At 67.8% G+C, this 26,758-nt stretch carries 27 protein-coding genes; 17 read left to right on the plus strand and 10 right to left on the minus strand.

Features of this window, described 5'->3' with window-relative positions; genetic code table 11:
- Positions 1-244: 244 nt before the first annotated feature.
- The 3 genes from QN239_RS24430 to QN239_RS24440 form a co-directional block, all read right to left on the minus strand.
- A complete protein-coding gene (locus QN239_RS24430; protein WP_090355638.1) occupies positions 245-1,099 on the minus strand; it encodes a TIGR02569 family protein in 855 nt (284 codons plus the stop codon).
- A gap of 37 nt (positions 1,100-1,136) precedes the next feature.
- Entirely contained in the window at positions 1,137-2,312 is a 1,176-nt protein-coding gene (gene moeZ / locus QN239_RS24435) for an adenylyltransferase/sulfurtransferase MoeZ (RefSeq protein ID WP_090355640.1), read from the minus strand.
- A gap of 97 nt (positions 2,313-2,409) precedes the next feature.
- Positions 2,410-3,474, minus strand: a complete 1,065-nt coding sequence (locus QN239_RS24440; protein WP_090355643.1) for a DUF3152 domain-containing protein — start codon at positions 3,472-3,474, stop codon at positions 2,410-2,412.
- A gap of 171 nt (positions 3,475-3,645) precedes the next feature.
- Here QN239_RS24440 and fasR point away from each other — a divergent pair, with 171 nt between their 5' ends.
- Positions 3,646-4,305 (plus strand): HTH-type transcriptional activator FasR, encoded by a 660-nt coding sequence (gene fasR, locus QN239_RS24445; RefSeq protein WP_090355646.1) that lies wholly within the window; start codon positions 3,646-3,648, stop codon positions 4,303-4,305.
- Here fasR and QN239_RS24450 read toward each other — a convergent pair.
- Positions 4,292-4,546 carry a DUF3107 domain-containing protein gene (locus tag QN239_RS24450; protein ID WP_090355649.1) on the minus strand — a complete coding sequence of 85 codons (255 nt, stop codon included), beginning with the start codon at positions 4,544-4,546 and terminating at the stop codon, positions 4,292-4,294. The two genes, fasR and QN239_RS24450, sit on opposite strands and share 14 nt — an antisense overlap.
- Before the next feature lie 236 nt (positions 4,547-4,782).
- Here QN239_RS24450 and QN239_RS24455 point away from each other — a divergent pair, with 236 nt between their 5' ends.
- Positions 4,783-5,574 carry a hypothetical protein gene (locus QN239_RS24455; RefSeq protein WP_499014374.1) on the plus strand — a complete coding sequence of 264 codons (792 nt, stop codon included), beginning with the start codon at positions 4,783-4,785 and terminating at the stop codon, positions 5,572-5,574.
- 16 nt (positions 5,575-5,590) lie between these two features.
- Here the strand turns inward: QN239_RS24455 and QN239_RS24460 are convergent, their stop codons facing one another.
- Entirely contained in the window at positions 5,591-6,283 is a 693-nt protein-coding gene (locus QN239_RS24460) for a ferritin-like fold-containing protein (protein WP_090355654.1), read from the minus strand.
- Positions 6,284-6,574: 291 nt separating this feature from the next.
- On the opposite strand from QN239_RS24460, the gene QN239_RS24465 reads away from it, so the two are divergent.
- Together QN239_RS24465 and QN239_RS24470 are read left to right on the plus strand one after the other, a co-directional pair.
- The gene (locus QN239_RS24465) at positions 6,575-8,092 is read left to right on the plus strand and encodes a DEAD/DEAH box helicase (protein WP_499014376.1); all 1,518 of its coding nucleotides are present in this window, start codon (positions 6,575-6,577) and stop codon (positions 8,090-8,092) included.
- On the plus strand, positions 8,093-9,322 hold the full coding sequence (locus QN239_RS24470) for an Rv3212 family protein (protein ID WP_499014377.1): 1,230 nt from the start codon (positions 8,093-8,095) through the stop codon (positions 9,320-9,322).
- Positions 9,323-9,341: 19 nt separating this feature from the next.
- Here the strand turns inward: QN239_RS24470 and QN239_RS24475 are convergent, their stop codons facing one another.
- Positions 9,342-10,145, minus strand: coding sequence for a ParA family protein (locus QN239_RS24475; RefSeq protein WP_090355663.1), 804 nt, complete (start codon positions 10,143-10,145; stop codon positions 9,342-9,344).
- A 142-nt stretch (positions 10,146-10,287) separates the two neighbouring features.
- Between QN239_RS24475 and QN239_RS24480 the strand changes: the two genes are divergently transcribed.
- From QN239_RS24480 to QN239_RS24500, 5 genes are all read left to right on the plus strand, one after another.
- A complete protein-coding gene (locus tag QN239_RS24480; RefSeq protein WP_499014379.1) occupies positions 10,288-10,899 on the plus strand; it encodes an acid phosphatase in 612 nt (203 codons plus the stop codon).
- Positions 10,884-11,966 carry an isochorismate synthase gene (locus tag QN239_RS24485; RefSeq protein ID WP_499014381.1) on the plus strand — a complete coding sequence of 361 codons (1,083 nt, stop codon included), beginning with the start codon at positions 10,884-10,886 and terminating at the stop codon, positions 11,964-11,966. The genes QN239_RS24480 and QN239_RS24485 overlap by 16 nt, the downstream gene beginning before the upstream one ends.
- Positions 11,959-12,444, plus strand: a complete 486-nt coding sequence (locus QN239_RS24490; RefSeq protein ID WP_499014383.1) for a GNAT family N-acetyltransferase — start codon at positions 11,959-11,961, stop codon at positions 12,442-12,444. The genes QN239_RS24485 and QN239_RS24490 overlap by 8 nt, the downstream gene beginning before the upstream one ends.
- A 169-nt stretch (positions 12,445-12,613) precedes the next feature.
- Positions 12,614-14,833, plus strand: a complete 2,220-nt coding sequence (locus QN239_RS24495; protein WP_499014385.1) for an adenylate/guanylate cyclase domain-containing protein — start codon at positions 12,614-12,616, stop codon at positions 14,831-14,833.
- Positions 14,830-16,239, plus strand: coding sequence for a mechanosensitive ion channel family protein (locus QN239_RS24500; RefSeq protein WP_499014386.1), 1,410 nt, complete (start codon positions 14,830-14,832; stop codon positions 16,237-16,239). The genes QN239_RS24495 and QN239_RS24500 overlap by 4 nt, the downstream gene beginning before the upstream one ends.
- On the opposite strand, the gene QN239_RS24505 is transcribed toward QN239_RS24500, so the two are convergent.
- From QN239_RS24505 to QN239_RS24515, 3 genes are read right to left on the minus strand one after another with little or no spacing between them, the layout of a single operon-like run.
- Entirely contained in the window at positions 16,236-16,622 is a 387-nt protein-coding gene (locus QN239_RS24505; RefSeq protein WP_187098656.1) for a hypothetical protein, read from the minus strand. The two genes, QN239_RS24500 and QN239_RS24505, sit on opposite strands and share 4 nt — an antisense overlap.
- A complete protein-coding gene (aroQ, locus tag QN239_RS24510) occupies positions 16,619-17,059 on the minus strand; it encodes a type II 3-dehydroquinate dehydratase (RefSeq protein ID WP_499014387.1) in 441 nt (146 codons plus the stop codon). Before aroQ ends, QN239_RS24505 begins: the two co-directional genes overlap by 4 nt.
- Positions 17,056-18,828: a bifunctional sugar phosphate isomerase/epimerase/4-hydroxyphenylpyruvate dioxygenase family protein gene (locus tag QN239_RS24515; RefSeq protein ID WP_499014388.1), complete on the minus strand. Its 1,773-nt coding sequence runs from the start codon at positions 18,826-18,828 to the stop codon at positions 17,056-17,058. The genes aroQ and QN239_RS24515 overlap by 4 nt, the downstream gene beginning before the upstream one ends.
- A 106-nt stretch (positions 18,829-18,934) precedes the next feature.
- Here QN239_RS24515 and QN239_RS24520 point away from each other — a divergent pair, with 106 nt between their 5' ends.
- The 3 genes from QN239_RS24520 to QN239_RS24530 all read left to right on the plus strand — a co-directional run bounded on the left by QN239_RS24520 (position 18,935) and on the right by QN239_RS24530 (position 21,913).
- Positions 18,935-19,579 carry a TetR/AcrR family transcriptional regulator gene (locus QN239_RS24520; RefSeq protein WP_167157572.1) on the plus strand — a complete coding sequence of 215 codons (645 nt, stop codon included), beginning with the start codon at positions 18,935-18,937 and terminating at the stop codon, positions 19,577-19,579.
- A gap of 99 nt (positions 19,580-19,678) precedes the next feature.
- Positions 19,679-20,539 (plus strand): shikimate dehydrogenase, encoded by an 861-nt coding sequence (locus QN239_RS24525; protein ID WP_499014390.1) that lies wholly within the window; start codon positions 19,679-19,681, stop codon positions 20,537-20,539.
- Positions 20,540-20,578: 39 nt separating this feature from the next.
- Positions 20,579-21,913 carry an MFS transporter gene (locus QN239_RS24530; RefSeq protein WP_499014392.1) on the plus strand — a complete coding sequence of 445 codons (1,335 nt, stop codon included), beginning with the start codon at positions 20,579-20,581 and terminating at the stop codon, positions 21,911-21,913.
- Between the two features lies 1 nt (position 21,914).
- Here the strand turns inward: QN239_RS24530 and QN239_RS24535 are convergent, their stop codons facing one another.
- Positions 21,915-22,664 carry an IclR family transcriptional regulator gene (locus tag QN239_RS24535; protein WP_499014394.1) on the minus strand — a complete coding sequence of 250 codons (750 nt, stop codon included), beginning with the start codon at positions 22,662-22,664 and terminating at the stop codon, positions 21,915-21,917.
- Positions 22,665-22,734: 70 nt separating this feature from the next.
- On the opposite strand from QN239_RS24535, the gene pcaH reads away from it, so the two are divergent.
- The 5 genes from pcaH (at position 22,735) to QN239_RS24560 (ending at position 26,758) form a co-directional block, all read left to right on the plus strand.
- A complete protein-coding gene (pcaH, locus tag QN239_RS24540; RefSeq protein ID WP_499014395.1) occupies positions 22,735-23,520 on the plus strand; it encodes a protocatechuate 3,4-dioxygenase subunit beta in 786 nt (261 codons plus the stop codon).
- Positions 23,517-24,065 (plus strand): protocatechuate 3,4-dioxygenase subunit alpha, encoded by a 549-nt coding sequence (pcaG, locus tag QN239_RS24545; RefSeq protein ID WP_499014396.1) that lies wholly within the window; start codon positions 23,517-23,519, stop codon positions 24,063-24,065. Before pcaH ends, pcaG begins: the two co-directional genes overlap by 4 nt.
- The gene (locus QN239_RS24550) at positions 24,062-25,258 is read left to right on the plus strand and encodes a lyase family protein (protein ID WP_499014398.1); all 1,197 of its coding nucleotides are present in this window, start codon (positions 24,062-24,064) and stop codon (positions 25,256-25,258) included. Before pcaG ends, QN239_RS24550 begins: the two co-directional genes overlap by 4 nt.
- Positions 25,255-25,629 carry a 4-carboxymuconolactone decarboxylase gene (gene pcaC, locus QN239_RS24555; protein ID WP_499014399.1) on the plus strand — a complete coding sequence of 125 codons (375 nt, stop codon included), beginning with the start codon at positions 25,255-25,257 and terminating at the stop codon, positions 25,627-25,629. The genes QN239_RS24550 and pcaC overlap by 4 nt, the downstream gene beginning before the upstream one ends.
- A 76-nt stretch (positions 25,630-25,705) precedes the next feature.
- Positions 25,706-26,758, plus strand: a complete 1,053-nt coding sequence (locus QN239_RS24560) for an acyl-CoA dehydrogenase family protein (RefSeq protein WP_499014400.1) — start codon at positions 25,706-25,708, stop codon at positions 26,756-26,758.

Raw genomic sequence — 26,758 nt, forward strand, 5'->3', positions numbered from 1 at the left:
TTAGGGATGGAATACATCTGCGTTGCGCGCACCTCACCGCCGCAATGGCGGCGTAACACACCGATCAGGGAAACCGCGAGCATCGTCGACTTGGCGGCAGGGGCGCAGAAGTGCGAGTAACCAAGACCCAGGACGCCAAGTCAGCGCACCAACGTGCTCTCCACTGCCGAGATCGACAAAACGGTGGAGTGTTCCTGGCACTTTCGCGCCCGTTTGTTCAATTGGGCGCGGGTGAGGGCGAAGGCTAGAGCGCCAAGCGGACCAGCGCCGCGGTGCGGGCGAGGCCCGGGAATGCCGCCGCCGTCGCCCGTGGGTGCAGCGCGTGCACGGCGAGCCGGAACATCAGTGCGCGCAGCAGCATCTGCGGCCACTCCGGCAGCGGACTCCAGCGCTCGACCAGACCGTCGTCGGCGTCACCCCACGCCAGTGCATCGACGACGACGACGCCGGCCGCCCACACCGAGGGCCGCCAGTACGGGGTGATGTCGGTGATACCGGGCGCGGCGGCGCCGGCGAAGAGCACGGTGCCGTACAGATCGCCGTGCACCAGCTGGCTGGGGCTTCGGGTCGGCTTGCGCAGCGAGGCCAGCTGATTGATCAGTTCGATCGACTTCTGCCCGTCCGCCGAACCCGGTGAGACCCGCGCTCCCGGCGGCAAGGCATGCAACGGCCGGTCTTCCCATGCGGCACGGTCGGCGGCGATGAACACGTCGACATCGGACCACGGCGCCACCGGCGGCTGGGTGAGGAATCGCGGCCGCTCGAGCTTGGCCGTCGCCTCGTGCAGCCGCACGGCCGCCGAGACCACCTCATCGTGCCGTGGTTCCGGGGTGCCGGCGACGAAGGTGTCGGCACGCCACCCGGCCACGACATAGCGGCCGTCGGTGGAACGGACGGGCCGGGCCAGCCGGATCCCGTCGGCGAACAACGTCTCACGGATCTTCGCCGACCAGGCGGCGCGCGCGTGGTCGGCGACCATCGACAGCACCACTTCGCCGCAGCGCCAGCCGCCCTCCCAACTGGAGCCGAGCGGGACGGGGCTCAACCCCGCCAGTCCGAACGCCGCCAACACATGATCCGGTGGCAGTTCGTCAGTCACGCACGTCAGCCTAAGCGGTGCCTGCGTCACAGAGCGCTCAGTACATCACCATGTCGGGCTCGAGTTGCTTCGCCCAAGCCACGATTCCGCCCTGTAGATGCAGCGCATCGGCGAAACCGGCCTTCTTCACGGCGGCCAGCGCCTCGGCCGAACGCACCCCGGTCTTGCAGTACAACACCGGGGTCCGGTCCTGCGGCAGCTGAGCCAGACCACCGCCGGCCTCCAGCGCCGATTTCGGGATCAGCTCGGCGCCCTCGATGTGGTTGATCTCCCACTCGACCGGTTCGCGGACATCGATCAGGGCGACCGGCTTGCCCGAATCCAGCAGCTCACGCAGTTCGCGCGGGGTCACCGTGGAACCCGCCGCGGCGTCGGCAGCGGCGTCCGAAATCACGCCGCAGAAGGCCTCGTAATCGATCAGTTCGGTGATCTTCGGCGTCGACGGATCCTTGCGGATCTTGATGGTGCGGTACGTCATGTCCAGCGCGTCGTACACCATCAGCCGGCCCAGCAGGGTCTCGCCGATTCCGGTGATCAGCTTGATGGCCTCCGTTCCCATCACCGAGGCGATGGACGCGCACAGGATGCCCAGCACGCCCCCTTCGGCGCAGGAGGGCACCATGCCCGGCGGCGGCGGCTCCGGGTACAGATCGCGGTAGTTGAGGCCCAACCCGTCGGGGGCGTCTTCCCAGAACACCGAGACCTGGCCCTCGAACCGGTAGATCGAACCCCACACGTACGGCTTGTGGGCCAGCACGGCGGCATCGTTGACCAGGTAGCGCGTGGCGAAGTTGTCGGTGCCGTCGAGAATCAGGTCGTACTGCGCGAAAAGGTCCACCGCGTTGTCAGGCTCCAGGCGCAACTCGTGCAGCACCACGTTCACCAGCGGGTTGACCTCGAGCACGGAGTCGCGCGCGCTCTGCGCCTTGGACCGGCCGATATCGGATTGGCCGTGGATGATCTGTCGTTGCAGGTTCGATTCGTCGACCACGTCGAACTCGACGATCCCGATGGTGCCGACGCCGGCCGCGGCCAGGTACAGCAGCGTCGGAGATCCCAACCCGCCGGCCCCGATGACCAGCACTTTGGCATTCTTGAGACGCTTCTGACCGTCCACCCCGAGGTCCGGGATGATCAGGTGACGGCTGTACCTGGAAACCTCGTCCCGGGTCAGTTCGGCGGCTGGTTCCACAAGCGGTGGTAACGACGTCACCGTGGCTCTCCTTGACTCGATCGCAATGCTGGCGTCAATCTCACCAGGCCCACAGCTTCAACGGTAATCCAGGGGTAAACCTTCCCCTGCCGCGCCGTCAGGCGATCGGATACGGCCAGGAGTTGAACTTGCAGGTGAGTCCGTTGGGCTTCACCGATTCGGGGTCGAATTTGGCGGCATCGTCGTTGTCAGTGGAGAAGGTCTGCTGCATCATCACCGGGGCCAGCGCGCCGTTCTCCGGGCACGGTTCGTGCTTCGGGTAGCCGATCGCGTGGCCCACCTCATGGTTGATCAGGTACTGCCGGTACGAGCCGATATCGCCCTGGAACGGCACCGCACCGCGCACCCAGCGGGCCTCGTTGACGAACACCCGCGGCTGATTCTCCGCGTACGCCGGGTTGTAGCAGGACGCCTCCAGCGGGATGTCGTACCCGCAGCCCTCCCGCACCGTCAGCGGCGAGGTCAGCGACACCCGGAAATCCGGCTGGGCGTCACCGTCGACACGTTCGAAGGCGAACTGGGGGTTGTGCCGCCAACTCTTCGGGTTGGCCAGGGTCTCGCTGACCATGCGGGCGAAGCCGTCGTCGCCGCCGAAGGACGTGGTGTCCACGCCGTCCTCGACCTCGACGGTGTAGCGGAAGGTCTTGGTGTCCCCCGTGCCCACCTTGGGGGTGGTGCCGGGAACCACATGCCACGTCTTGGCGCCCGACTCGGTGAACGGGCCACCGTCGGGCAGGATGCCGGTCGGCAGGTTCGCGTCGAACTGGGTGAGGCCCTTGGGCGGCGCCCCGATGATGGCGGTGCCGGCAGCGTTGAGGGTGGGCGGACCCTGGATCGGGCCGTCGGCCTTGGCCGGCATGGGCGCACTCGTCCCGGTGACGGTCTGGTACAGCACCACGACGGTGAGTACGGCCAGCACCGGCAGTGCGTAGGCCCGCCATCCGTAGGTGGACACGAACCGGCCCAGCCACGTCTGCTTGCGCAGATTCCGACGGTCCTCGCGGTTGGAGCGGGGCCGACCCTGGTCGTCAGCCAGCGGGTCGCGCTGGGCGCGCAGCGGCTCGCGCCGGTCACTGCGCAGCACGGGAACATTCCCCCGGTCGCTTCGCTCCTCCCCGAGGGGCGCACGGTCGCTTGCGCGACGCCCCGGGTCGTAGGTCACCGCACCAGGATTACACAGACCGTGACGTGCGCAGGTCCGGCGCGCCACCGTCACAGGGACCTGCGACGGGGCCTACCTCACGGTGCGGTAGTAATGTCGTGACGATCAACACATGGGCACATGCCCGCTAGCGCCTGAGTGCGCGTATGAGAGTTCAAGATTGAGGACCTGATGAGTGATCTCGCCAATGCCGCCGAACAAAGAGGCGCCAAGGCGGGCACCGGCGGCACCCGGCGCGGAAACCGGCTCCCGCGTGACGAACGCCGCGGGCAGCTACTCATCGCCGCCAGCGAGGTGTTCGTCGACCGCGGTTACCACGCCGCGGGCATGGATGAGATCGCCGACCGGGCCGGTGTCAGCAAACCTGTGCTCTACCAACACTTTTCGTCCAAGCTGGAGCTGTATCTGGCGGTGCTGCAACGACACGTGGACAATCTGGTGTCCGGTGTCCGGCAGGCGTTGCGGACCACCACCGACAACCGTCAGCGACTGCGTGCGGCCGTGCAGGCCTTCTTCGATTTCGTCGAACACGACAGCCAGGGCTACCGCCTCATCTTCGAGAACGACTACGTCACCGAACCCCAGGTATCGGCCCAGGTACGGGTGGCCACCGAATCGTGCACCGACGCGGTGTTCGACCTGATCAGCCGCGATTCCGGGCTGGAGGCGCATCGAGCCAGGATGATCGCGGTCGGTCTGGTGTCCACGAGTGTGGACTGCGCGCGGTACTGGCTCGACAACGACCGCCCCATCACGAAAGAGGCGGCCGTCGAGGGCACGGTGCAGTTCGCCTGGGGCGGCCTGTCACACGTGCCGCTCACCCGTTCTTGACGGCCTCGGCTCCCACCGCGCCCACACCGAAGCCGACTCGGCGGGTATCGGCGGCGCCGATTTCCACGTAGGCGATTTTCGACGCCTGCACCAGGTAACGGCGCCCCTTTTCGTCGGTCAACGCAAGCACTCCGTCCGAACCCAGCGCCTTGGTGATGAGTTCTTCGACCTCGCCTGGGGTCTGCGCGCTGTTGATGACCAGCTCTCGCGGGCTGTCGGCGACCCCGATCTTGACGTCCACGCTGCGACCCTTTCGGTTGGTGTGCCTTGCGTGCAATCAGGCTAGTGGACGCGGCCCGGGCCACGACGCCAAGGTCGGTACGCCGAGAGCGAAGCGGGCTGTCACACGGGTCGCGACCCGACAGCTACGAGAACGAGTCCGGACCGTGACCGGTGGCCTCGCCGCGTCGGCCTCACCCGCCACAGCAGTCCCATTAGCATCGGCCAGGTACGCACCGCGACCACTTGGGAAACGCTATGAGCAGGCCTTATTCAAGAAATTCCGCGACGCGCGACGCCGGCTACCGGTCGCGCTATTCCGATGACTCCTACGAGTACGACGACGCCGACACGGGCGCGGAGTACGCGGAGTACGGCAGCGCGAAGTACGACAACACCGAGTACGACGGCGCGGAATACGAGTACGAGTTCCCCGCCGACTACCACGACCAGTTGGACCGCCGGTGGATCTGGGTCGCGGGCGTTGCGGGCGTCATCCTGATGGTCGCCGTCATCTGCACCGGCGTGATCCTCGGCGGCGGCGACAGCGGTTCGGTGTCAGCCACCCAGGCGTCGACCTCCGCGGCGCAGGCGACCACCAGCGCCCCCGCGACCACCTCGGCGCCGGCCCCGGCCCCGCTGCCCGCTCAGCAGCAGACCCCGACCCTCCCGGCGGAAACGGTCACCACCGTGACCCCCACGCCGACGGCCACCGCGGCACCGACCATTGCAGAAACCCCGGTGGCGCCGGTCGCCGCGCCCGCGGTCGACCCCGCCGCCGCCCGCACGATCACCTACACGGTCACCGGCAATCGGCAGATGCTGGACCTGGTGACGATCATCTACACCGACCAGCAGGGTGCACTGCAGACCGACGTCAACGCGGCGCTGCCGTGGACCAAGACTGTCACCCTCGACCCGGGGGTGCAGCTCAGCTCGGTCACCGCGACCAGCATCGGGGCTCAGCTCAACTGCGCGATCACCGACGCGGCAGGTACGCCGCTGGTCGCCCAGACCAACAACACGATCATCGCGACCTGCACCAAGTAGCGGGCCGGGCCCGGCGTCAAGCCAGGCCGAGTTCCTGCATCCGGCTGGCGTGGGTGCGCTGCAACCGGTCGAAGAACTCCGACATCTGCAGCAGCCCGTCACCGCTGGAGATGACCAGATCGACGAGTTCGTCGTGATCGGCCATCACGTACTGCGCCTGGGTGATGGCCTCACCGAGCAGCCGCCGCGACCACAACGCCAGCCGATGGCGCTGCCGGTCGCTGGCGGTGACGGCGGCGCGCACTTCGGCGACCACGAACTGGGAGTGACCCGTCTCGGAGAGCACCGACCGCACCACGCCGGCCGCATCATCGGGTAGTACGTGGGCGATCTCGAGATAGAAATCCGCGGCCAGCGCATCGCCGACATACGTTTTGACCAACGCCTCCAGCCATGTGCTCGGCGTCGTCAATCGATGGTAATTCTCAAGTGCCGAAGCATATTTCGTCATTGCCGGGACGACGTCGACGTGGCGTTCGGCCAGCGCGTCACGCAGCAGTTCGTAGTGCCGCATCTCGGCGGCGGCCATGCTGGCCATGCTGATCCGGCCGGCCAGATTCGGCGCCATCCGCGCCTCCTCGGTGAGCCGGTAGAAGGCCGCGACCTCGCCGTAGGCCAGCAGTGCGAACAGTTCGGTGACGCCGGGATGGTCGGCCGAGACGGCCGGCTGCGGCTCTGCACCCGGCTGCGCCGGGGACGTCTGAGACATGGGCCAACTCTAGACGCCAGGTGCCGTTGCGACCGAGCCGCGGACAAGCCAGCTATCATAGGGACAGGCAGCGGCTTGTTTACGGCTTCGCTGAGGCGCCGTCGCCTACGGCAATGTGCGTGCACGTGGTTCGGCCGGCCCGATCGACAGGGCAGGGCCCAGCGGGCTGACATCACCCCATCCGGGGAGAAGCGACCGCTTTCTCGTCATCTTCGTGCGCGCGTGACAACAGACGCGACGAGGAATGACACCGAAAGGCAGCAAGGCAGCGAAAGCTATGCCGACCACAATATGACCGCTCTGACCAGCAAACCGAATATCACCTTCGCCGACCTCGGCGTGCGCGACGAGATCGTCCGCGCACTCCTCGAGAATGGCAAGGAGCACCCGTTCGCCATCCAGGAACTCACCATGCCGCTCGCGCTGGCCGGTGAAGACCTGATCGGCCAGGCCCGCACCGGGATGGGTAAGACCCTCGCGTTCGGCGTCCCGCTACTGCACCGGGTGTCCACCGACCAGAACCGCCCGCTGACCGGCGCCCCGCGCGCCCTGATCGTCGTCCCGACCCGTGAGCTGTGTCTGCAGGTCTTCGACGACCTGACCACCGCCGCGAAGTACGTGCCGGGCCCGGACGGCCGCAAGTTGAAGGTCACCGCCATCTACGGCGGCCGCCCCTACGAACCGCAGATCGAGGCGCTTCAGAAGGGCGTGGACGTCGTGGTCGGCACCCCGGGCCGGCTGCTGGATCTGGCCCAGCAGGGCCATCTGCAGCTCGGCGGCCTGTCGGTGTTGGTGCTCGACGAAGCCGACGAGATGCTCGACCTGGGCTTCCTGCCGGATATCGAGCGCATCCTGCGGCTCACCCCGGACACCCGCCAGGCGATGCTGTTCTCGGCGACCATGCCGGATCCGATCATCACGCTGGCCCGGACATTCATGAACCAGCCGACGCATATCCGTGCCGAAGCACCGCAGTCCTCACAGACCCACGACACCACCGAGCAGTTCGCCTACCGCGCCCACGCCCTGGACAAGGTCGAGATGGTCGCGCGCATCCTGCAGGCCGAGGGCCGCGGCGCGACGATGATCTTCACCCGCACCAAGCGCACCGCGCAGAAGGTGGCCGACGAACTGGGCGAGCGCGGTTTCAAGGTCGGCGCCGTGCACGGCGATCTGGGTCAGATCGCCCGTGAGAAGGCCCTCAAAGGCTTCCGCAACGGTGACGTCGACGTCCTGGTGGCCACCGACGTGGCCGCCCGCGGTATCGACATCGATGACATCACCCACGTGATCAACTTCCAGATCCCCGAGGACGAGCAGGCCTACGTGCACCGCATCGGTCGCACCGGCCGCGCCGGCAAGACCGGTATCGCCGTCACCTTGGTCGATTGGGACGAGCTGCCCCGGTGGACGATGATCGACAAGGCGCTCGGGCTGAACACCCCCGATCCCGTCGAGACCTACTCGAACTCGCCCCATCTGTACACCGAACTGAATATCCCCACCGAGGCCACGGGATCGATCGCGGCCCCACGCAAACCCAAGACGCGCACCCCCGACGAGGGCGGCGAGCGGACCGAAAGGGCCGAGCGCCCCGCGCGCACCCGCAGTCGGCGGCGCACTCGTGGTGGCCAGGGGGCGACCGGCCATCCCGAGCAGGTGGACGGCGCCGCGCTCAACGAGGTCGCCGTGACCGAGCTCAGTGGCACCGGTGAGACCGCCGAGGAGGGCACCGACGAAACCGGTGGTGCGCCCAAGCGCCGGCGTCGCCGCCGTCCGCGTAAGGCCGCGACCCCCGCCGCCGGCTAAATGCCCGCACTCCCTCGACTACTGTCGCCGGAGCGCCGCACCCGCGGTGACCTGGTGGCAGCCGCGGCCATCGCCGTGGTGGTGGCGGTGGTCGCCGCGCTGATCTGGTGGACCAGTGATGCGCGGGCCACGATCAGCACACCGGCCGCCGCGCCGGTGCCGAGCCTGAAACCCGCCACGAAGGTTCCCGACGCACTGCACGAGCTGTGGTCGACCCCGAGCGCCAAGACCACCCAGCCCCTGGTGGTCGCCGGTGCCGTCGTCACCGGCGACGGCCGCGAGGTCGTCGGGCACGACCCGGCCAGCGGTACACGGCTGTGGTCCTATGCGCGTGATCTCGACCTGTGCGGGGTGACCTGGGTCTACCAGTACGCGGTGGCGGTGTACCCGGACAACCGGGGCTGCGGACAGGTGAGCACCATCGACGCCCAGACCGGGCGCCGTGGCCCCACCCGGACGGCCTACGCGGACGCCGAGGTGACGCTGTCGTCCGACGGCACCACGGTGCTCTCGGCCGGTGACAGCCGGCTGGAACTGTGGCGCTCGGACATGGTGCGCATGCTCAGTTGGGGCGCACTGGACGCGCGGATCAAACCCGATGTGCCACAGGACCCGCTGTGCCGACTGGTGTCCGCCGCGGCGAGCTCATCGCAGGTATCGGTGCTGGAGGGCTGCCCCAATCAGGCCGATATGCGCCTGACGATGCTGACGCCGTCGGACGAGGAGGACACTCCCAAGACGAAATTCCAGCAGCAGCCCGGTGTCTCGGTCGACTCGGACGCGCGGGTGATCGCGGTGTCGGACACCACCACCGCGCTGTACATCCCGACCCCGAAACCGACCGTGAACGTCGTGGACGACACCGGCACGGTCACGGCGAGCACCCTGCTGAACCAGAAGGTGTCCCCCAACGCCGCGGTATCCCATCCCGGTGACCTGATCACCTGGTGGACCGGCGATTCGGTGCTGGTGTTCGACGCGAATCAGCTGCGCTACAAGTACACGGTGGCACCGTCGGGATCCAACGCTCCGGTCGGGCCCGCGACGTTGATGGCCGGCGAGTTGCTGGTGCCGGTCACCTCGGGCTACGACGTGTTCAATCCCGAAACCGGTGCCGGGGTGCGCCATATCGACCTCAAGCGGCCGCCGTCGCAGGACCCGGTGATCCCCGCGGTGGCCGGGTCGACGCTGCTGGAGCAGCGCGGGGGCACCGTGGTGGCGCTGGGGTGATCCCCTCGGGCGCTGGGGCTCAGAGCTCCGGGGTGAACGTCGCCAGCGCCTTGCCGGTCTTCCAGTGTCGCAGAAGTGCTCCGGCCAGATCGCGATAAGCGTTGGCGCCCTTGTTCTTCCGGCCCGTCAGGACCGAGGCGCCGGAGGCCGTGGCCTCCGCGAACCGCACCGTGCGGGGAATCGGTGGCGCGAGCACCGGCAGGTTGTACCGGTCGACGACGTCGAAAAGCACGTCACGGCTGTGTGTGGTGCGCGAGTCGTACAGCGTGGGCAGCGCACCGAGCAGCTTGAGATCCGGGTTGGTGATCTGCTGGACATCGCTGACGGTACGCAGGAACTGGCCCACACCGCGGTGCGCCAGCGTCTCGCACTGCAGCGGCACGATCACCTCATCGGCAGCCGTCAGACCGTTGAGCGTGAGCACCCCGAGCGACGGCGGGCAGTCGATGATGATGACGTCGAACTGGTCGGACACCTTGGCCAGGGCGCGCTTGAGCGCGTATTCACGGCCAGCCCGCATCAACAGCATCGCCTCAGCACCGGCCAGGTCGATATTGGCCGGCAGCACCGTCATGCCCTCGGCGGTGGTCACCAGCGCCGCATTGGGCTCCACGTCACCGAGCAGCACCTCGTGCACCGACACCGCCAGGTCGTCCGGATCCTGGCCCAGCGAGAACGTCAGACAGCCCTGCGGGTCCAGGTCGATCAGCAGCACCCGCTGCTTCAGCTCGACGAAGGCAGCACCCAACGACGCCACTGTCGTGGTCTTGGCGACCCCACCCTTTTGATTGGCGACCGCTAGTACTCGCGTCACACCGACCATCCAAGCACGCGAGCGTCCACTGCGGCCGGGCGTGGGGCAGAATCGGCCCGGTGGATGTCCCCCGTCGCTTCGCTCGCCCAAAAGGTTCCCCCGTCGCTTCGCTCGCCCCGACAAGTTTCCCCGTCGCTTCGCTCGCCCCGAGGTGAGCGTCCAGCAACACCGGCTGTTCCTGCTTCGCCACGGTGAGACCGAATGGTCGAAGATCGGCAAGCACACCGGCCGCACCGATCTCGAACTCACCGATGTCGGCCGGAAGCAGGCCGAGCTCGCCGCCGAGGCGCTGGGCGATCTGCAGCTGAGCAACCCGCTGGTGGTGAGCAGTCCGCGCCGGCGCGCCCTGGTGACCGCCGAGCTGGCCGGGCTGACCGTCGACGAGGTCACGCCCCTGCTGGCCGAGTGGGATTACGGCGACTACGAGGGGCTCACCACACCGCAGATCAGGCAGTCCGTGCCGGGTTGGACGGTGTGGACGCATCCGTGCCCGGGCGGCGAGAGCATGGCCGATGTCACCGCACGGGCCGACGCCGCGGTGGAGTTGGCGCTGGGCCAGATGGTCGACCGTGATGTGGTGTTCGTCGGGCACGGCCATTTCTCCCGCTCGATGCTGACCCGATGGATCGAGTTGCCGGTGTCCGAGGGAATCCGGTTGTCGATGGCCGCGGCCTCGATCGCCGTATGCGGTTTCGAGCACGGCGTACGCCAGATCACCGCACTGGGCCTGACCGGCCATGTGAACCCGTGCCTGCCGGCGTGACACCGTCGTTCGTGCTCTCCGGGCCGTCGGGCACCGTGCTCGCCGACGGAGCCCTCCGGCACTACCCCCGGATACCCGATGCCCAAGAGGCGCTGCGAACCGGCGCAGCCGCTATCGTGTTGGGCGCGTTGCCTTTTGACCTGAGTAAGCCCGCCGCACTGTTCACCCCGGAGCGGGTGGAGTTCACCGGCGCCCTGCCGGACTGGCCCGTCACGGCGGCCCCGACGGTGCGCGCACGGGAGACCCTGCCCGCCAGCGAGGTGCACCGGGCCCGGGTCACCGAAGCGGTACGCCGGCTGCGCGAGTCGGCCCTGGACAAGGTGGTGCTGGCCCGCGCGCTGAAACTGACCGCCGACGACGGCTGGGATCCACGCTCGGTGCTGCGCCGGCTGGCGAGCGCCGACCCGGCCGCCACCGTCTATCTGGCGGAACTGGGATCGGCGGGCACGCTCATCGGTGCCAGCCCCGAGCTGCTGGTGGCACGCGAGGGCGAGACGGTGATCTGCCAGCCGTTCGCCGGATCGGCTCCGCGATCGGCGGACCCGGCGGTCGACGCCGCCCACGCCGCGGGGCTCGCGGCGTCCGAAAAGAACCGCCGCGAACACGCATTCGTCGTCGATGTGATGCGCAAGGCGCTCGACCCGCTGTGCGTCGAGCTTCAGATCGCACCCGAACCCGAGTTGCACGGCACCGACGCGCTGTGGCACCTGAGCACCCCGATCCGCGGTCGGCTGCGCGAAAGCAGCACCACCGCATTGGATCTCGCGCTGGCCCTGCACCCCACTCCGGCCGTCGGCGGGGTACCCACCGACACGGCCGCCGCACTCATCGCCGAACTCGAGGGTGACCGCGGCTTCTACGCGGGCGCGGTGGGCTGGTGTGACGCCCGCGGCGACGGCCGGTGGGTGGTGTCGATCCGCTGTGCGGTGCTCTCGACCGACCGCCGCACCGCACTGGCGCATGCCGGCGGCGGGATCGTCGCCGAATCGGATCCCGATGACGAGGTCGACGAAACCACCACCAAGTTCCGGACGATCCTGACAGGACTAGGAGTAGCGAATGAGTGAGTTGATCCGCTGGGCCCGACCCGGTGACGAGCCCGAGATCGTCGGGATGATCCGGGAGCTCGCCGAGTTCGAGAACGCTTCCGACGAGTGCACCGTCACCGAAGAGCACTTGCACACCGCCCTTTTCGGCCCGGAGCCGGTGGCGTACGCGCATGTGGTCGAGGTTGACGGACAGGCCGCGGCCACCGCGGTGTGGTTCCTGAACTTCTCCACCTGGGACGGGGTGACCGGGATCTACCTCGAAGACCTGTTCGTGCGCCCGGCATTCCGGCGGCGGGGTCTGGCCCGGAAGTTGTTGGCCACCTTGGCCGCCGAATGTGTGCGGCGCGGAGGCACCCGGCTGTCGTGGGCGGTGCTCAACTGGAATGTCAACGCGATCGCCCTGTACGACAGTGTCGGCGGTAAGCCGCAGACCGAGTGGACCACCTATCGGGTGTCCGGACCCGAACTGACCGCACTGGCGCAAGAGAACGCCTGACCACACGCGACTGACAGGGTTCGCACAGGATCCGCTGCGGTTTTCGGTCTCGGCCGGCCTGCGTTTGCGTAAATTCTTGACAAATCCCATCAGACACTTGGTCCCCATCTGTCCCTTCGGTGTTAATCTGCGGCCGGACCGGTGAGGTCGGAGCGGCGAAGGGATGCCGATGGCAGAGGTATCGGAGCAACACGCTGCCGCGGATCGGGGTGACAACGCGCCCGAATCGGGTAACCAACCCCCGGCGCCGTCCCGGCGAATCGACCGTTTCCGGCGTCATCGGCCGCTCGCCAATGTCAGCATCCAGTCGAAGCTCGTGGTCATGCTGGTGCTGTGCACCATCGTGGCGGCCACCGTCGTCGGCATCATCGCTTTCCAGACGGGCCGAACCTCACTGCGCGACTCCGCCTTCACCCGGCTGACGGAAGTGCGGCAGTCACAGTCGCGCGCGCTCCAGGAACAACTGAACGACCTGAAGAACTCGATGATCATCTACGCCCGGGGCGCCACCACCCGGAGCGCCCTGGCGGACTTCACCGCCGGATTCGACGCGCTGGAGAACAAGCCCCTCAGTCCGGCGCAGGCGCAGTCACTCACCGACTACTACACCAAGACCTATCTCACGCAGGTTCAGCAGTCCAGCGGAGTCAAGCTCGACGCCGACCAGTTGATCCCGCAGGACACCGCCCAGCGCTACCTCCAGGCCAACTACACCGCACTTCGGCAGAACGACGACGCCGCCGTCAAGATGGACGACGCCCATGACGGCAGCCTGTGGTCGGCCGCCAACGCCCGATACCAGGATTTCTTCCGCGAGATCGTCACCCGCTTCGAGTTCGAGGACGCGATGCTCCTGGACACCCGCGGCAACATGGTCTACACCGCGTACAAAGACGTCGATCTGGGCACCAACATCCTGACCGGACCGTACAGCGGATCCAAACTGCGGGCCGCATACGAAAAAGCCTTGTCCTCCAATGCTCTCGACTATGTGGGATTCACCGATTTCGAGGTCTACCAGCCCGCCGAGAACGAGCCGACGGCGTGGATGGTCACCCCGGTCGTGGCGGACGGTCACGCGGTGGGTGTGCTCGCCATGCAGTTCCCGGCGTCGAAGGTCAACAGGCTGATGACCTTCGACAAGCGCTGGACGGAGTTCGGCCTCGGTGACACCGGCGAAGTCTTCCTGGTCGGCCCCGACAATCTGATGCGCTCCGATTCCCGGGTGTTCCTGCAGGATCCGCAGGCCTACCGACACGATGTCGTCGAGGCCGGCACCCCGAGCGATATCGCCGACCGGGCCATCCAGCTGGGCGGCACCACCCTCGTCCAGCCGATCCCACCGGATACCACGCGAGCGGCCGCGCGCGGTGAATCGGGGACCCAGATCGCGACCGATTACCTCGGGAACAGGGCGCTGCAGGCCTACGCCCCGGTGGTGATCCCCGATTCGGAGCTGCACTGGTCCATCGTTGCGACGGTCAACACTGCGGAGGCCTTCGCCAGAGAGTCGACGTTCACCAGGACCATGGTGATGTCGACGGTCGGGATCATCTTCGCCGTCTGCGTGGCCTCGGTGTTCCTCGCCCAGCTGTTCGTCCGGCCGATTCGACGACTGGAAGCCGGCGCGCAACGGATCAGCGCCGGTGACTACGACGTCGCGATACCGATCGAGACGCGGGACGAGATCGGGGATCTGACCGAGGCTTTCAACGAGATGAGCCGAAGCCTGACGGTCAAGGAGGAACTCCTCATCGAGCAGCGTAAGGAGAATGCCCGGCTGTTGGCACTGCTGATGCCCGAGCCGATCGCCGAGCGCTACCGACAGGGTGAGGAGATCGCTGCCGAGGAGCATCAGGACGTCACGGTGATCTTCGCCGATATCGTCGGGCTCGACCGCCTCCAGGCCGAGCTGACCTCGGATCGCTCGCTGGCCCTGGTCAACGAGATCGAGCGGCAATTCGACGCCGCCGCAGACAGTCTCGGCATCGAACGCGGCAGGGCGGTGCGCAACGGCTATCTGGGCAGTTGCGGCTTGAACGTGCCGCGGCTGGACAACGTGCGCCGGACGGTCGATTTCGCGGTGGAATGCCAGCGCATCATCGACCGGTTCAACAGTGAGACCAACAACAATCTGGGCCTGCGTGCCGGTATCGACACCGGCACGGTGAGCAGCGGTCTCGGCGGCCGCCATTCCGTCGTGTTCGACATGTGGGGAGCGGCGGTGAACGTCGCCTACCAGATCAAGAGCGGCTCGTCACAACTCGGGATCGACGTCACCGACCGGGTGTACCAAGCGCTGCGCGAGACGATGACCTTCACCTCCGTCGGCACGGTGAACGTGGACGGGCACGACGAACCCATCTGGCGACTGGTGGAGCCACGATGACGACCGACGTCTTCACCTCGTCCTGGTTCTACTGGGCCGTCGGCATAGCGATCGGACTGCCGATCGGGCTGGTGTTACTCACCGAGTGGCAGCATGCACTGCGGCGGAAACAGAGCGCCCTGGCGCGACCGGTGACGGTGATGCGCAACTACCTACTGCCGCTCGGTGCGCTGTTGCTGCTGCTGACCGAAGCCAGACAGGTTCCCGCCGAAGCCACCTCGGTCCGCACGGTCGCCACCCTCTTCGCCTTCGTCGTGCTGGTGCTGCTGCTGTCCGGGGTGAATGCCACCCTGTTCCAGGGCGCTCCCGCAGGCACCTGGCGCAAGCGGGTTCCGACGATCTTCGTCGACGTCGGGCGCTTCGTGCTGATCGCCGTCGGCTTGGCGCTGATCTTCTCCTACATCTGGGGCGCGAACGTCCGCGGCCTGTTCACCGCGCTCGGCATCACCTCGATCGTCATCGGTCTGACCTTGCAGAACTCGGTCGGCCAGATCATCTCCGGCCTGCTGATGTTGTTCGAACAGCCGTTTCAGCTGGGCGACTGGCTGGACACCGCGGCCGCCCGCGGCCGGGTCGTCGAAGTCAATTGGCGCGCAGTCCACCTGGAGACCAGCACCGGATTGCAGATCACGCCGAACTCGGTACTTGCCGGCGCCTCGTTCACGAACCTCAGCCGGCCCGGCGACAAACACAAGATCACCGTGACCACGATCTTCTCGCTGGCCGATCCCCCCAATCAGGTGTGCGCTCTACTGACCAGGGTGGCCTCCGAACTGCCGCAGTTGCGCCCCGGCGGCACGGTGTCGGCGACACCTGTCGGCGGGCTGGAGTACCGCACCACCATCCCGCTGACCTCGCCCGCCGAGGACGGGCCGGCCAAAACCATATTCCTGCAATGGATCTGGTACGCGTCGCGGCGTGCGGGGCTGCATCTCGACGAGGCCGCAGACGATTTCACGACACCCGAGCGGATCGCCGCGGCGGTCGCCGAAGTGGTGGCACCGACGTTGCGACTGAACGCCGAGCAGCAGCGGGAGCTGATTCCCTCCGCCACGCTGGATCGCTACGGCGCCGACGAGGTGATCCAGCGCGCCGGTGAGGTGCCGGATCGCATGACGTTCATCCTGGCCGGTCGTGTCGCACTGACCACGGGAACCGGAGATGAACCGCGGCTGATGATCGGCACCCTCGAAGAGGGTGGGTTCCTCGGCCAGAGCACCCTGACCCGGCAGCCCGTGATCGGCTACGCGCATGCCCTCAGCGAGGTCACGGTGGTCCACGTGGACCGTGAGCACATCGAGTTGGTGGTGCAGCGGAACCCCCTGCTGCTGCAGGAATTCGGCCGCGCCATCGAGGACCGGCGAGCCAGCGCCCGGCGGGTGCTCAGCACCCGAACCGAGGGCTAGTCTTCGCCGGTGGTCCAGTGCACGGCCGACGGGCTGAACAGCATGCCCAGCGTCAGGACGGCGAGCGCCGCGACGGCGAACCCGTAAGCCACCTGGTGCGAGGTGAACAGGTACCACGCCACCCCGAGCAGCAGCAGATTGGCGAACACACCGATCCCGCGCCCCCAGCGTCGGCCGGTGATCAGCGCCCAGCCGCCGGCCAGCAGGCCGGTGCCCATGATGGCGAACCAGCCCGCGGTGCCGTAAGCGTTGAATCCCTGCGCGTGTTTGTCGGTGCCGCCACTGGCCAGCACGGCCAGGACGACGGCCACGATGAGGGCGGTGACCGCTTCGGCGGCCACCAGATAACCCGCGTAGCGCACGATCGGGGGCTGCAGGCTCATGTCAGCTTGGCGGCGAGATACCGCACCGCGTAGTCGTAGCCGGCGGGCCCGGCACCGGCGATCACGGCGTCGGCCACCCCCGAGACATAGGAGTGGTGCCGGAACTCCTCGCGGGCGTGGATATTGCTCAGGTGTACCTCCACGACCGGCAGGTCGACCGAGGACAGCGCATCGCGGATCGCGATCGAGGTGTGGCTGTAGGCGCCCGGGTTGATGATGACGCCGGCGCATTCGCCACGGGCGGCATGGATCGCGTCGATCAGCGCACCCTCGTGATTGCTCTGCACCGCCCGCACCCCGAAACCGAGCTCGGCGGCCAGGGCGGTCACCGCGGCCTCGATCTCCGGCAGCGTGGTGGCGCCGTACACCTCGGGCTGCCGGGTACCCAGCAGGTTCAGGTTGGGCCCGTTGACGAGCAGCAGTAGGCGTTCGGTCACGTCCGTACGGTACCGAGGCGGCCCCGCTGTGCGGCAAGGCGCACCGGTGCATTGTCGGTCCCGTAACCGTCGTAGGCGCCGAACCGCTGCACGAATTCCAGGAACACGGTGCCGACCGTGCGGGTGTAGAAGTGGATGAAATGACCGTGCGGTGACCGGTCGTAGAGCAGGTTGAGCTCGCGCAGTTCGGCCACGGTGTCCTCGGCCAAGCCGAACCGGCCGGACAGGTAGTCGTAGTAGTTGTCCGGTATGGCCAGGAACTGCAGCCCCGCGGCCTGTGCGGCGCGGGCCAGCGCGAGGACATCGGTGCAGGAGAACGCGATGTGCTGGGGCAGGCCTGCGCCGTCCAGGATGTGCGGCGCGACGTTCAGCGGCAACCGCACCGACTTGTCGGCGTTGTGCATGACCTGGCTGCGCACCAACCCGGTGGGCCCGGGCACCTCGGCGGGCTCCCCCGCGGTCAGGCCGAACACACTGGTGAGGAAGAGCACGGCGTCCTCGGCGGTCTGCCAGGGCTGGGTGAGGTTGACGTGGTCGATTGCGGCCACCGGGCTCGGGCCCTGGGGCGCACCGCGTTCGAACTCGGCGACCCAGGCGGGCTCGCTGCTCCAGAACATCTCGGTGCCGTCGGGGGCGACGGCGGCACCGAACGGCTGCTCGGCGGCGTACGTGCGCCGGTAGGCCACCGGTGCCATCAGTTCGGCCGCACGCCGCGAGGTGGCCTCGGCATCGGGCACCTGCAGGCCGATGGCGGCGACGTGCGGCACCTGATCGCGAGCCTGCTGTTCGTTGAGCACCACCCGGGCCGCGCCGGCCGACCACAGCGAGACCGGTTTGGTGCGGTGGCGTCCGCGCGGGGTGAAGCCGAGCTGGGTGAGCAGGACTTCCACCTCGCTGGTGTCCTCGGCCTTGATCTCCACGAAGTCGAAGCCGGTCGGCGGTTTGGCCTCGGTGAGGGTGTGTGCCACCTGATCGTCCAGCCACACCAGCGACCGAAGGGCGTGCACGGCGGTGTGACCGGGATCGGTCTGGCGGAAGGTGTCGTTGAAGACCTCCAGCGACAGCGGGCCGGTGTAGCCGGCGGCCAGCGTGTGGCGGACGAATCCGGCGAGGTCGAATGAGCCCTCGCCGGGGAACAGGCGATGATGGCGGCTCCACGACAACACGTCCATGGACAGTGCGGGCGCATCCGCCAGTTGCAGGTAGAAGATCTTGTCGCCGGGGATGTCCTCGATTTCCGAAGGATCGTGCCCGCGCGAGAGCACATGGAAACTGTCAAGGCACACACCGACATTCGGGTGTGCGGCCAGTTCCACCACCCGCCAGGCGCGGCGGTAGTCGTCGATGAAGCGGCCCCAGGCCAGCGCCTCGAAGGCGATCCGCACGCCGTAACCGGCGGCGACCTCCCCCACCTGACGCAACTGCTGCGCCGACACCTCGTCGGAGTCGATGGTCGCCGTGGCCACGTTGCTGCACACCAGCACGGTGTCGATACCGAGACGGCGGGCGGTGGCGAAGGTGGCCCCGGCCCGGCGCAGGTTGTCGGCGAAGACGGTGTCGTCGACACCCTCCAGGTCACGCAGGGGTTGGTAGAGGTCCAGGGACAGCCCCAGTCGGCGGGCCAGCTGGCGGATCTCCTCCGGTGAGTGATCACCGGCGATCAGGTCGGGTTCGAAGATCTCGACGCCGTCGAATCCCGCCGCCGCGCAGGCGTGCAGCTTCTCGACGAGCGAGCCGGAGAGCGAGACCGTGGCGATCGATGTCTTCATCATTCCTCCTGTGACGGGGGCCACTCTGGACATCAATGTACCAAATAGTTAATTGGGCCGGAAGCGGTGCACCGGCCCAACCCGCCCACCAGTAAGCTCTGCCGTCATGGCCGCCAAGCCGAAAGCCGATCTGCAGCGCGATGCCGAACGCACCCGCGCGGAGCTGCTGGCGGTGGCCACCGAGGTGTTCGCCGAATCGGGCTACTCCGGCGCCCGGGTGGACGAGATCGCCGAGCGCACCCGCACCACCAAACGGATGATCTACTACTACTTCGGCGGCAAAGAGCAGCTCTACCTGGCCGTTCTGGAGAGCGCGTACCGCGGCATCCGCGATGCCGAGCAGAAGCTGCGGGTGGATCACAAGAGCCCGGTGGAGGCCATCAGGATGCTGGCCGAGGTCACCTTCGACCACCACATCGCGCACGATGCGTTCATCAGGCTGGTGGCCATCGAGAACATCCACCGCGGTGAATTCATCACCCAGCTGCGCGAACTGCCCGAACTGTCCCGGCCGGCGACCTCCCTGCTGGACGAGATCCTGCGCGACGGCCGCGCCGCCGGCGTCTTCCGCGATGATGTCGACGCCCTGGACGTACACCTGGTGATCAGCTCATATTGCGTGTTCCAGGTGGCCAACCGATACACCTTCGGATACCTGTTCGGGATCGACTTCTCCGATGTCTCGCAGCGCGCCCACCTGCGCCGGATGATCGGCGATGTGGTCGTCGGCTGGCTGACCAGCCAACCCTGACGTCGCGAGACCCGCCTCACATTTCCTTCTTGACGCGACGCGCACCACAGTGCTCTACTTTGCGTACGTACTAGTTCGTACATTAAGGAGCGCGAGCAGATGACCACACCGCACCCCTACCTCGTGGGGCTGGTCGGCACCGGCGTCGGCCCTTCCCTCACGCCGGCCCTGCACATGACCGAGGGCCGCGCCCAGGGCCTGGACTACGTGTACCGCACCCTGGACCTCAACGTGCTCGGCCTGTCCCCTGATCGCGTCGGCGATGTGCTGAGCTGGGCCCGGACCCTGGGCTACGACGCCCTCAACATCACCCACCCGTGCAAGCAGCTCGTCGTCGAGTACCTCGACGACATCGACGACACCGCGCGCGCCCTGGGCGCCGTCAACACCGTCGTGTTCCGCGGCGGACGCGCGCACGGATACAACACCGACATCACCGGGTTCGCCCACGGTTTCACCGAAGGCCTGCCCGGCGCGTCCACCTCACACGTGATCCTGGTCGGCGCCGGCGGCGCCGGAACAGCGGTGGCCGCAGCCCTGTTGGGCCTGGGCACCGACCACCTGACCGTCGTGGACCTCGACGTCGACCGGGCCACCGCGCTGGCCGGTGACCTGGCCGCCCGCCATCCGCAAGCCCATGTGGACGCATCCTCGTTCGACAAGCTGTCGGTGCTGCTGCCCGAGGCCGACGGCGTCGTACACGCCACCCCCACCGGGATGGCCGAACACCCGGGTATCGCCTTCGACACCGCACTGCTGCACCCGGGCCTGTGGGTGGCCGATATCGTCTACCGCCCGTTGGACACCGCCCTTCTGCAGGCGGCCCGCGCCGCCGGCTGCCGGACCCTCGACGGCGGCCATATGGCCGTACACCAGGCCGTCGACGCCTTCGCCCTGATCACCGGTCTCGTACCGGACGCCGCCAGAATGTCCGCCCATTTTCGCAATCTCGTCGCGTAAGACAGCTCAGCCCAACATAATTCGTTCATAGGAGAACCGATGACCACCACAGCGCATCCTCCCGAGACCGCATCCGGCCGAACCCCACGGCGCGCCGCCCTGGCCAGCTTCATGGGAAGTGCCGTCGAGTACTACGACTTCTTCCTGTTCGGGTCGGCCGCCGCGCTGATCTTCCCGCACGTCTTCTTCCCCTCGGGTGACGAAGCCGCGCTGGTGATGTCCTTCGCCACCTTCGGCTTCGCCTACGTGGCCCGACCGGTGGGCGCCTTCATCCTCGGCCACTTCGGCGACCGGATCGGCCGCCAGAAGGTCCTGATGTTCACCCTCGTGCTGATGGGGCTGTCCACCTTCCTCATCGGCTGCCTGCCCACCTTCGAGACCATCGGCTGGGCCGCACCCGCCCTGCTGGTGATCTGCCGTCTGATGCAGGGCTTCTCGGCCGCCGGCGAGCAGGCCGGGGCCAGCTCGCTCACGCTCGAGCACTCCCCCGACAACCAGCGCGCCTACTACACCTCGTGGACGCTGACCGGAACCCAGGGCGGGCTGATCCTGGCCTCGCTCGTGCTCATCCCGTTCGTGTCGCTGCCCGACGAGGCCAAGTACAGCTGGGGCTGGCGGGTGCCGTTCTGGCTGAGCGCCGTGGTGGTCGTGGTGGCCTACTTCATCCGCCGCCAACTGCACGAGACGCCGCAGTTCACCGAGGCCAAGGCCGCGGGCACCATCGCCCGGATGCCGCTGATCCCGCTGCTCCGCAACCACTGGGCCGACGTGCTGCGGGTCATCTTCTGCGCCTTCATCGCCGCCGTGTCCACCGTGTTCGGCAACCTGGCCATCGCCTACGGCAAGAAGGTGGGCCTGCCCGCCGATGTCACGCTCTGGCTGGTCGTGGTGGCCAACGTGTTCGCACTCGTCACGCAGCCGCTGTTCGGCAAACTGGCCGACCGGATCGGGCGCAAGCCGGTGTTCATCTACGGCGCGCTGTCCTCGGCGGTGCTGATGCCCTTCTACATGCTCTCGATGAGTGAGGGCAATCAGCTGCTGACCTTCGTCCTGGCGGTGGCCACCTTCTCGTTCGGCTACGCCGCGGCCAACGCGGTCTGGCCGTCCTTCTACGGGGAGATGTTCGCCACCCCCGTGCGGTTCTCCGGTGTCGCGATCGGTACCCAATTGGGTTTCCTGGTGGCGGGTTTCGCCCCCACCATCGTCACCGCGCTGGGCGGGGTGCGCGAGGGCGGCTGGGTGGTCATCAGCATCTTCACCGCCGTGGTCTGTGTGATCGCCGCGGCCGCGGCGCTCACCGCCCGCGAGACGCGCGATGTGCCCACCGATCTGCTGGGGCACAAGGTGCCCGCCGACCAGTTCGTCCGGCACTGACTTACAGCAGGCGCCCGATACCTCGCGCGGCGACCTGCAACGCTCCGAGCAACCGCTGGCGGTCGCGTTTGAGGGTGGGCACCACCACCCCGATCGCGGCCGCCACGGTGTCGTCCGAGCTACGGATCACCGGCACCGCCATCGAATATGCACCCAGTGACATCTCCTGTGACGTCGTGGCCACCCCGTCGCGCCGAACTCGTTCGAGCTGGGCGCCGAGCACACCAGCCGAGGTGATGGTGTACGGCGTCACCCGAGTCAGCTCTGCGAACGCCTGACGCTGGATCGCGGCCGGCGCGTAGGCGAGCAGGACCTTCCCCACGCCTGTGCAATGCAACGGCAGCCTGCTCCCGACGGTGCTGACGATCGGCACCGAGGCCCGGCCCGACATCCGCTCCAGATAGAGGACCTGCGCCCCCTCCCGGACCGCCAGGTGCACGGTGGCCAGGGTGGCCGCGTACACGTCGTGCATGAACGGTTCGGCCACCTGCTTCAACCGTCCCTCCACCGGCGCCCGCAGACCGGCCTCCCATATCAGGCGACCGATGACGAACCGCCCGTCGCCGCGGCGGTGCAGCGCCGACCCCGCCACCAGCTCGCCGGCCAGCCGCGACACCGTGGGCACGGGTAGGGCGGACCGCTGCGCGAGCTCAGTCAACGTGAGCACGCGATGCCGTTCGTCGAACGCCCCGATGATCGCCAGCAATCGCGACGTCACCGTCGCGCCGGGCACCGACGTGTTCCCCGCCATCCCACAGTCCTTTCGCTGAGCGGAAGTCTAGTCTTTCGCGTCGCCGTCCGGAGTAACTACCGTCACACCCATGACCGCCCGCATCGACACCAACCCCGACAGCGCATCGGCGAGCCAGGCTGAGATCAACGCCGAGATGTCCGCCATCGAAACCGCTTATCTGCAAACGGGTATCGAAGAATTTCAACCGAGACTGGACTATGCGCCCTACCGCAGCAGTCTGTTGCGCCATCCCACCAAGGATCTGCACCACGCCGATCCCGAGACGCTGGAGATGTGGGCACCCGTATTCGGGGAGCGCGATGTGCACCGCCTGGAATCAGATCTGACCATCCAGCACAACGGTGATCCGATCGGTGAGCGCATCGTCGTCACAGGCCGCATCGTCGACGGCGATGGACGTCCGGTACGCCGCCAGCTGGTGGAGATCTGGCAGGCCAACTCCGCCGGTCGTTACATCCACAAACGCGACCAACACCATGCACCACTGGATCCCAACTTCACCGGCGTCGGTCGCTGCCTCACCGACGACGACGGGACCTACCACTTCACCACCATCAAACCCGGCCCGTACCCATGGAAAAACCACCACAACGCCTGGCGCCCGGCGCATATCCATTTCTCCTTGTTCGGCACCGATTTCACCCAGCGGATGATCACCCAGATGTACTTCCCCGGCGACCCGCTGTTCCGGTTGGACCCGATCTACCAGTCCATCACCGATCAGAAGGCGCGCGACCGCCTGGTCGCCACCTACGATCACGATGTCACCAGCCACGAATGGGCCACCGGCTACCGCTGGGACATCGTGCTGACCGGTTCGCACCGCACGCATTTCGAGGAGGACCACCGATGAGCACGCTGCTGACCCCGACCCCGGGCCAGACCATCGGACCGTTCTACGGTTACGCCCTGCCCTTCGAACGGGGGAATGAGCTGGTCCCACCGAGCACCGCCGACGCGATCAGATTTCACGGCGTCGTCACCGACGGCGACGGCAAACCGGTACCCGATGTGCTGCTGGAGATCTGGCAGGCCGACGCCGAGGGCCGGGTGCCGCACGCCGCGGGATCGCTGCAGCGCGACGGCTGGACGTTCACCGGCTGGGGCCGTTGCGCGACCGACGACGAAGGCCGCTTCAGCTTCACCACCGTCGAACCGGGCGCCACCGAACCGGGCCGGGCACCGTTCATCGCGGTGACCGTATTCGGGCGCGGGCTGTTGAACCGGCTGTTCACCCGCGCCTATGTACCCGGCCCGGGCCGGGACGCGTTGCTGGACAGCCTGTCCGCCGACCGCCGCGACACCCTGGTCACACAGCGGGATGAACACGGACTGCGTTTCGACATCCGGCTGCAGGGTGATGCGGAGACGGTGTTCCTGCGTTTCCCCGGCCAGTGAGCGATCTGTTCTGGCCCGGCGACCACCGCGCCGGGGACGCGATGAGCCAGGAGTCGTTCTTCGCCGCCCTGGTATCGGCCGAGAATGGCTGGCTGGCAACACTCGTCGCTGCCGGCGTGGCACCGCCCTCGGCCAGCGCCGACCTCGCCAGCCTCGTCGAGCCAGGTGACCTCGCCACGATCGCCGAGGGCGCCGAGGGCGACGGCAATCCGGTCACCGGACTGGTGGGCCTGCTTCGGGGCCGAGCCGGCGCCGATACAGCGCGGTGGCTGCACCGCGGACTGACCAGTCAGGACGTGCTGGACACCGCGCTGATGCTGTGCCTGCGAGATGCCGTCGCCGCTCTGGCCGGTGCGCTCGACCAGCAGGTGCACGCCCTGATCGGGCTGACCGAACGGCACCGGGCCACCCCGCTGCTGACTCGTACGCTGACCCAGCCCGCATTGCCCGGGACCGCAGCGCGCAAGTTCGCGAACTGGCTGGCCGGCATTTTGGATGCCATCGATACCCTCGAAGTACTTCCCGCCCTGCCGGTTTCGGCCAGTGGAGCGGCCGGAACGCTGGCCGCGACCACCGAACTCGCCGGATCCGCGGAGGCGGCGCTCGCGTTGGCAGGAGCCTGGGCGGACAAATTGGGCCTGGCACAGGCGTTTCCGTGGCACACCACGCGTGCGGTGATCACCCGCACCGGTGACGCGCTCGTCGGCTGCTGCGATGCCTGGGGGCACATCGCCAACGACATCGCTGCGGGCGTGCGCGCCGGCGAACTCGCCGAGGGGTCCGGCGGTGGGTCATCGACCATGCCGCACAAGAGCAATCCGGTGCTGACCGTGCTGCTGCGCCGGACCGCGCTGACGGCCCCACACCTGGGCGCCACCCTGCACGCGGCGTCGGCCGCCGGCGTCGACGAACGCGCCGATGGTGGCTGGCATGCCGAGTGGGCGACCCTGCGTACCCTCGTCCGACGTACCCTGGTGGCCGCGTCCCAAGCCACCGACCTGTTGTCCGGGCTGCGTGTGGACACCGCGCGGGCCGCCACCCACCAGCGGGAAGCAGTGGGCATCTACGCCGAACAGCAGGCCATGGCCGGCCTGACCGGCCGGAACCCGGCCGCGCAGTACCTGGGTGCTACCGACATGCTGGTGGACTTGGTGCTGCAGCGAGCCCGCAACCATCTCAAGGAGGCACAGTGAGCGGCTACGACGAGGGCATGGCGGTCCGCCGGGAGGTCCTCGGAGATGCGCATGTCGATCGCGCGATCGCCGGTACCACCGCGTTCACCGCGGATTTCCAGGACATGATCACCCGCTACGCGTGGGGTGACATCTGGACCCGTCCTGGTTTGGACCGGCGCAGCCGCTCCATGATCACGCTGACCGCACTGATCGCCCGCGGCCATCAGGAGGAGTTCGCCATGCATGTCCGGGCGGCGCGGCGCAACGGATTGACCGCCGACGAGATCAAAGAGGTGATCCTGCAGAGCGCCATCTACTGCGGGGTCCCCGACGCCAACAACGCGTTCCGGATCGCCGCCGGGGTGCTGGCCGAGGACGGCGATATCTGAGCGTTTCCGTATCGGAAACGTATCGGTGTCGCGATACGTGATGTACACCATGCCCGCGGTCGCGTTGCATGGACGGATGACGATCAGCGTGGCCGAACGCGCCGAACTGCGATCAGCGGTGCGCGATCTGCTTTCCAGCGAGGCACCGGGTGAGTTCGATCGGACCCTGTGGCACAAACTGGCCGCCCAGGGCGTGGCCGGACTGCTGGTGGGCACCGAATACGGCGGGGTCGGCCTGGGTGCCCAGGAGTTGGAGGCGGTGGCCGAGGAGACCGGTGCGGCCTTGCTACCCGCGCCGTTCCTGGCCAGCGCCGTGCTCACGGTCGCGCTCATCGAGGCGGCGGGCACCGAGCAGGACCGCCGCCGCCTGCTGCCCGGTCTGGCCGACGGCACCCAGATCGGCACCGTCGCGCTGACAGGCGCGACCGGCACGTGGTCCCCCGGCGGCGTGGCGGTTCGGGCAGACGGCGACACTCTGCACGGCACCGCGCACTACGTATTGCATGGGCAGGTCGCCGATGCGCTCCTGGTGGTGGCACGCAGCGGCCACGACTTCGGCGTGTTCGAGGTGGCGCCGGATGCGCCGGGCCTGCAGCGCACGGCGGCAACGGTTTTCGATCCGTCCACACCGCTGTCCACCTTCAGCTTCGACGGCGTCCCGGGGCGCAGGCTCGGCACCGCGGGATGGGATGCGGTGCAGCGCGCCCTCGACCTCGCGGTCATCGCGCTGGCCGGTGAGCAGGCCGGCGGGGCGCGGCGGATCTTCGAGATCACCGTCGACTACCTGAAGACCCGGATCCAGTTCGGCCGGCCGATCGGCAGCTTCCAGGCGCTCAAGCACATGGCGGCCGATCTGCTGCTGGAGGTCGAATCGGCGACCTCGGCCGCCCAGCATGCGGCCGCGCGGCTCGGCACCGAGAATGCCGACGAGGCAATCGCACTCGCCGGATTCACCTGCGCGCAGGTGTATCACACCACCGCCATGCAGGCCATCCAGATGCACGGCGGAATCGGCTTCACCTGGGAGCATCCGGCGCACCGATACCTGCGCCGGGCTCGCACCGGCGTGCCGTTGTTCGGCAGTCCCGCGCAATTCCGGGAACGATACCTGCTCGCGAAGGGGGCCTGA

Source organism: Mycolicibacterium sp. Y3, from assembly GCF_051188035.1.
In the GTDB taxonomy this organism is placed as follows: Bacteria; Actinomycetota; Actinomycetes; order Mycobacteriales; family Mycobacteriaceae; genus Mycobacterium; species Mycobacterium fluoranthenivorans.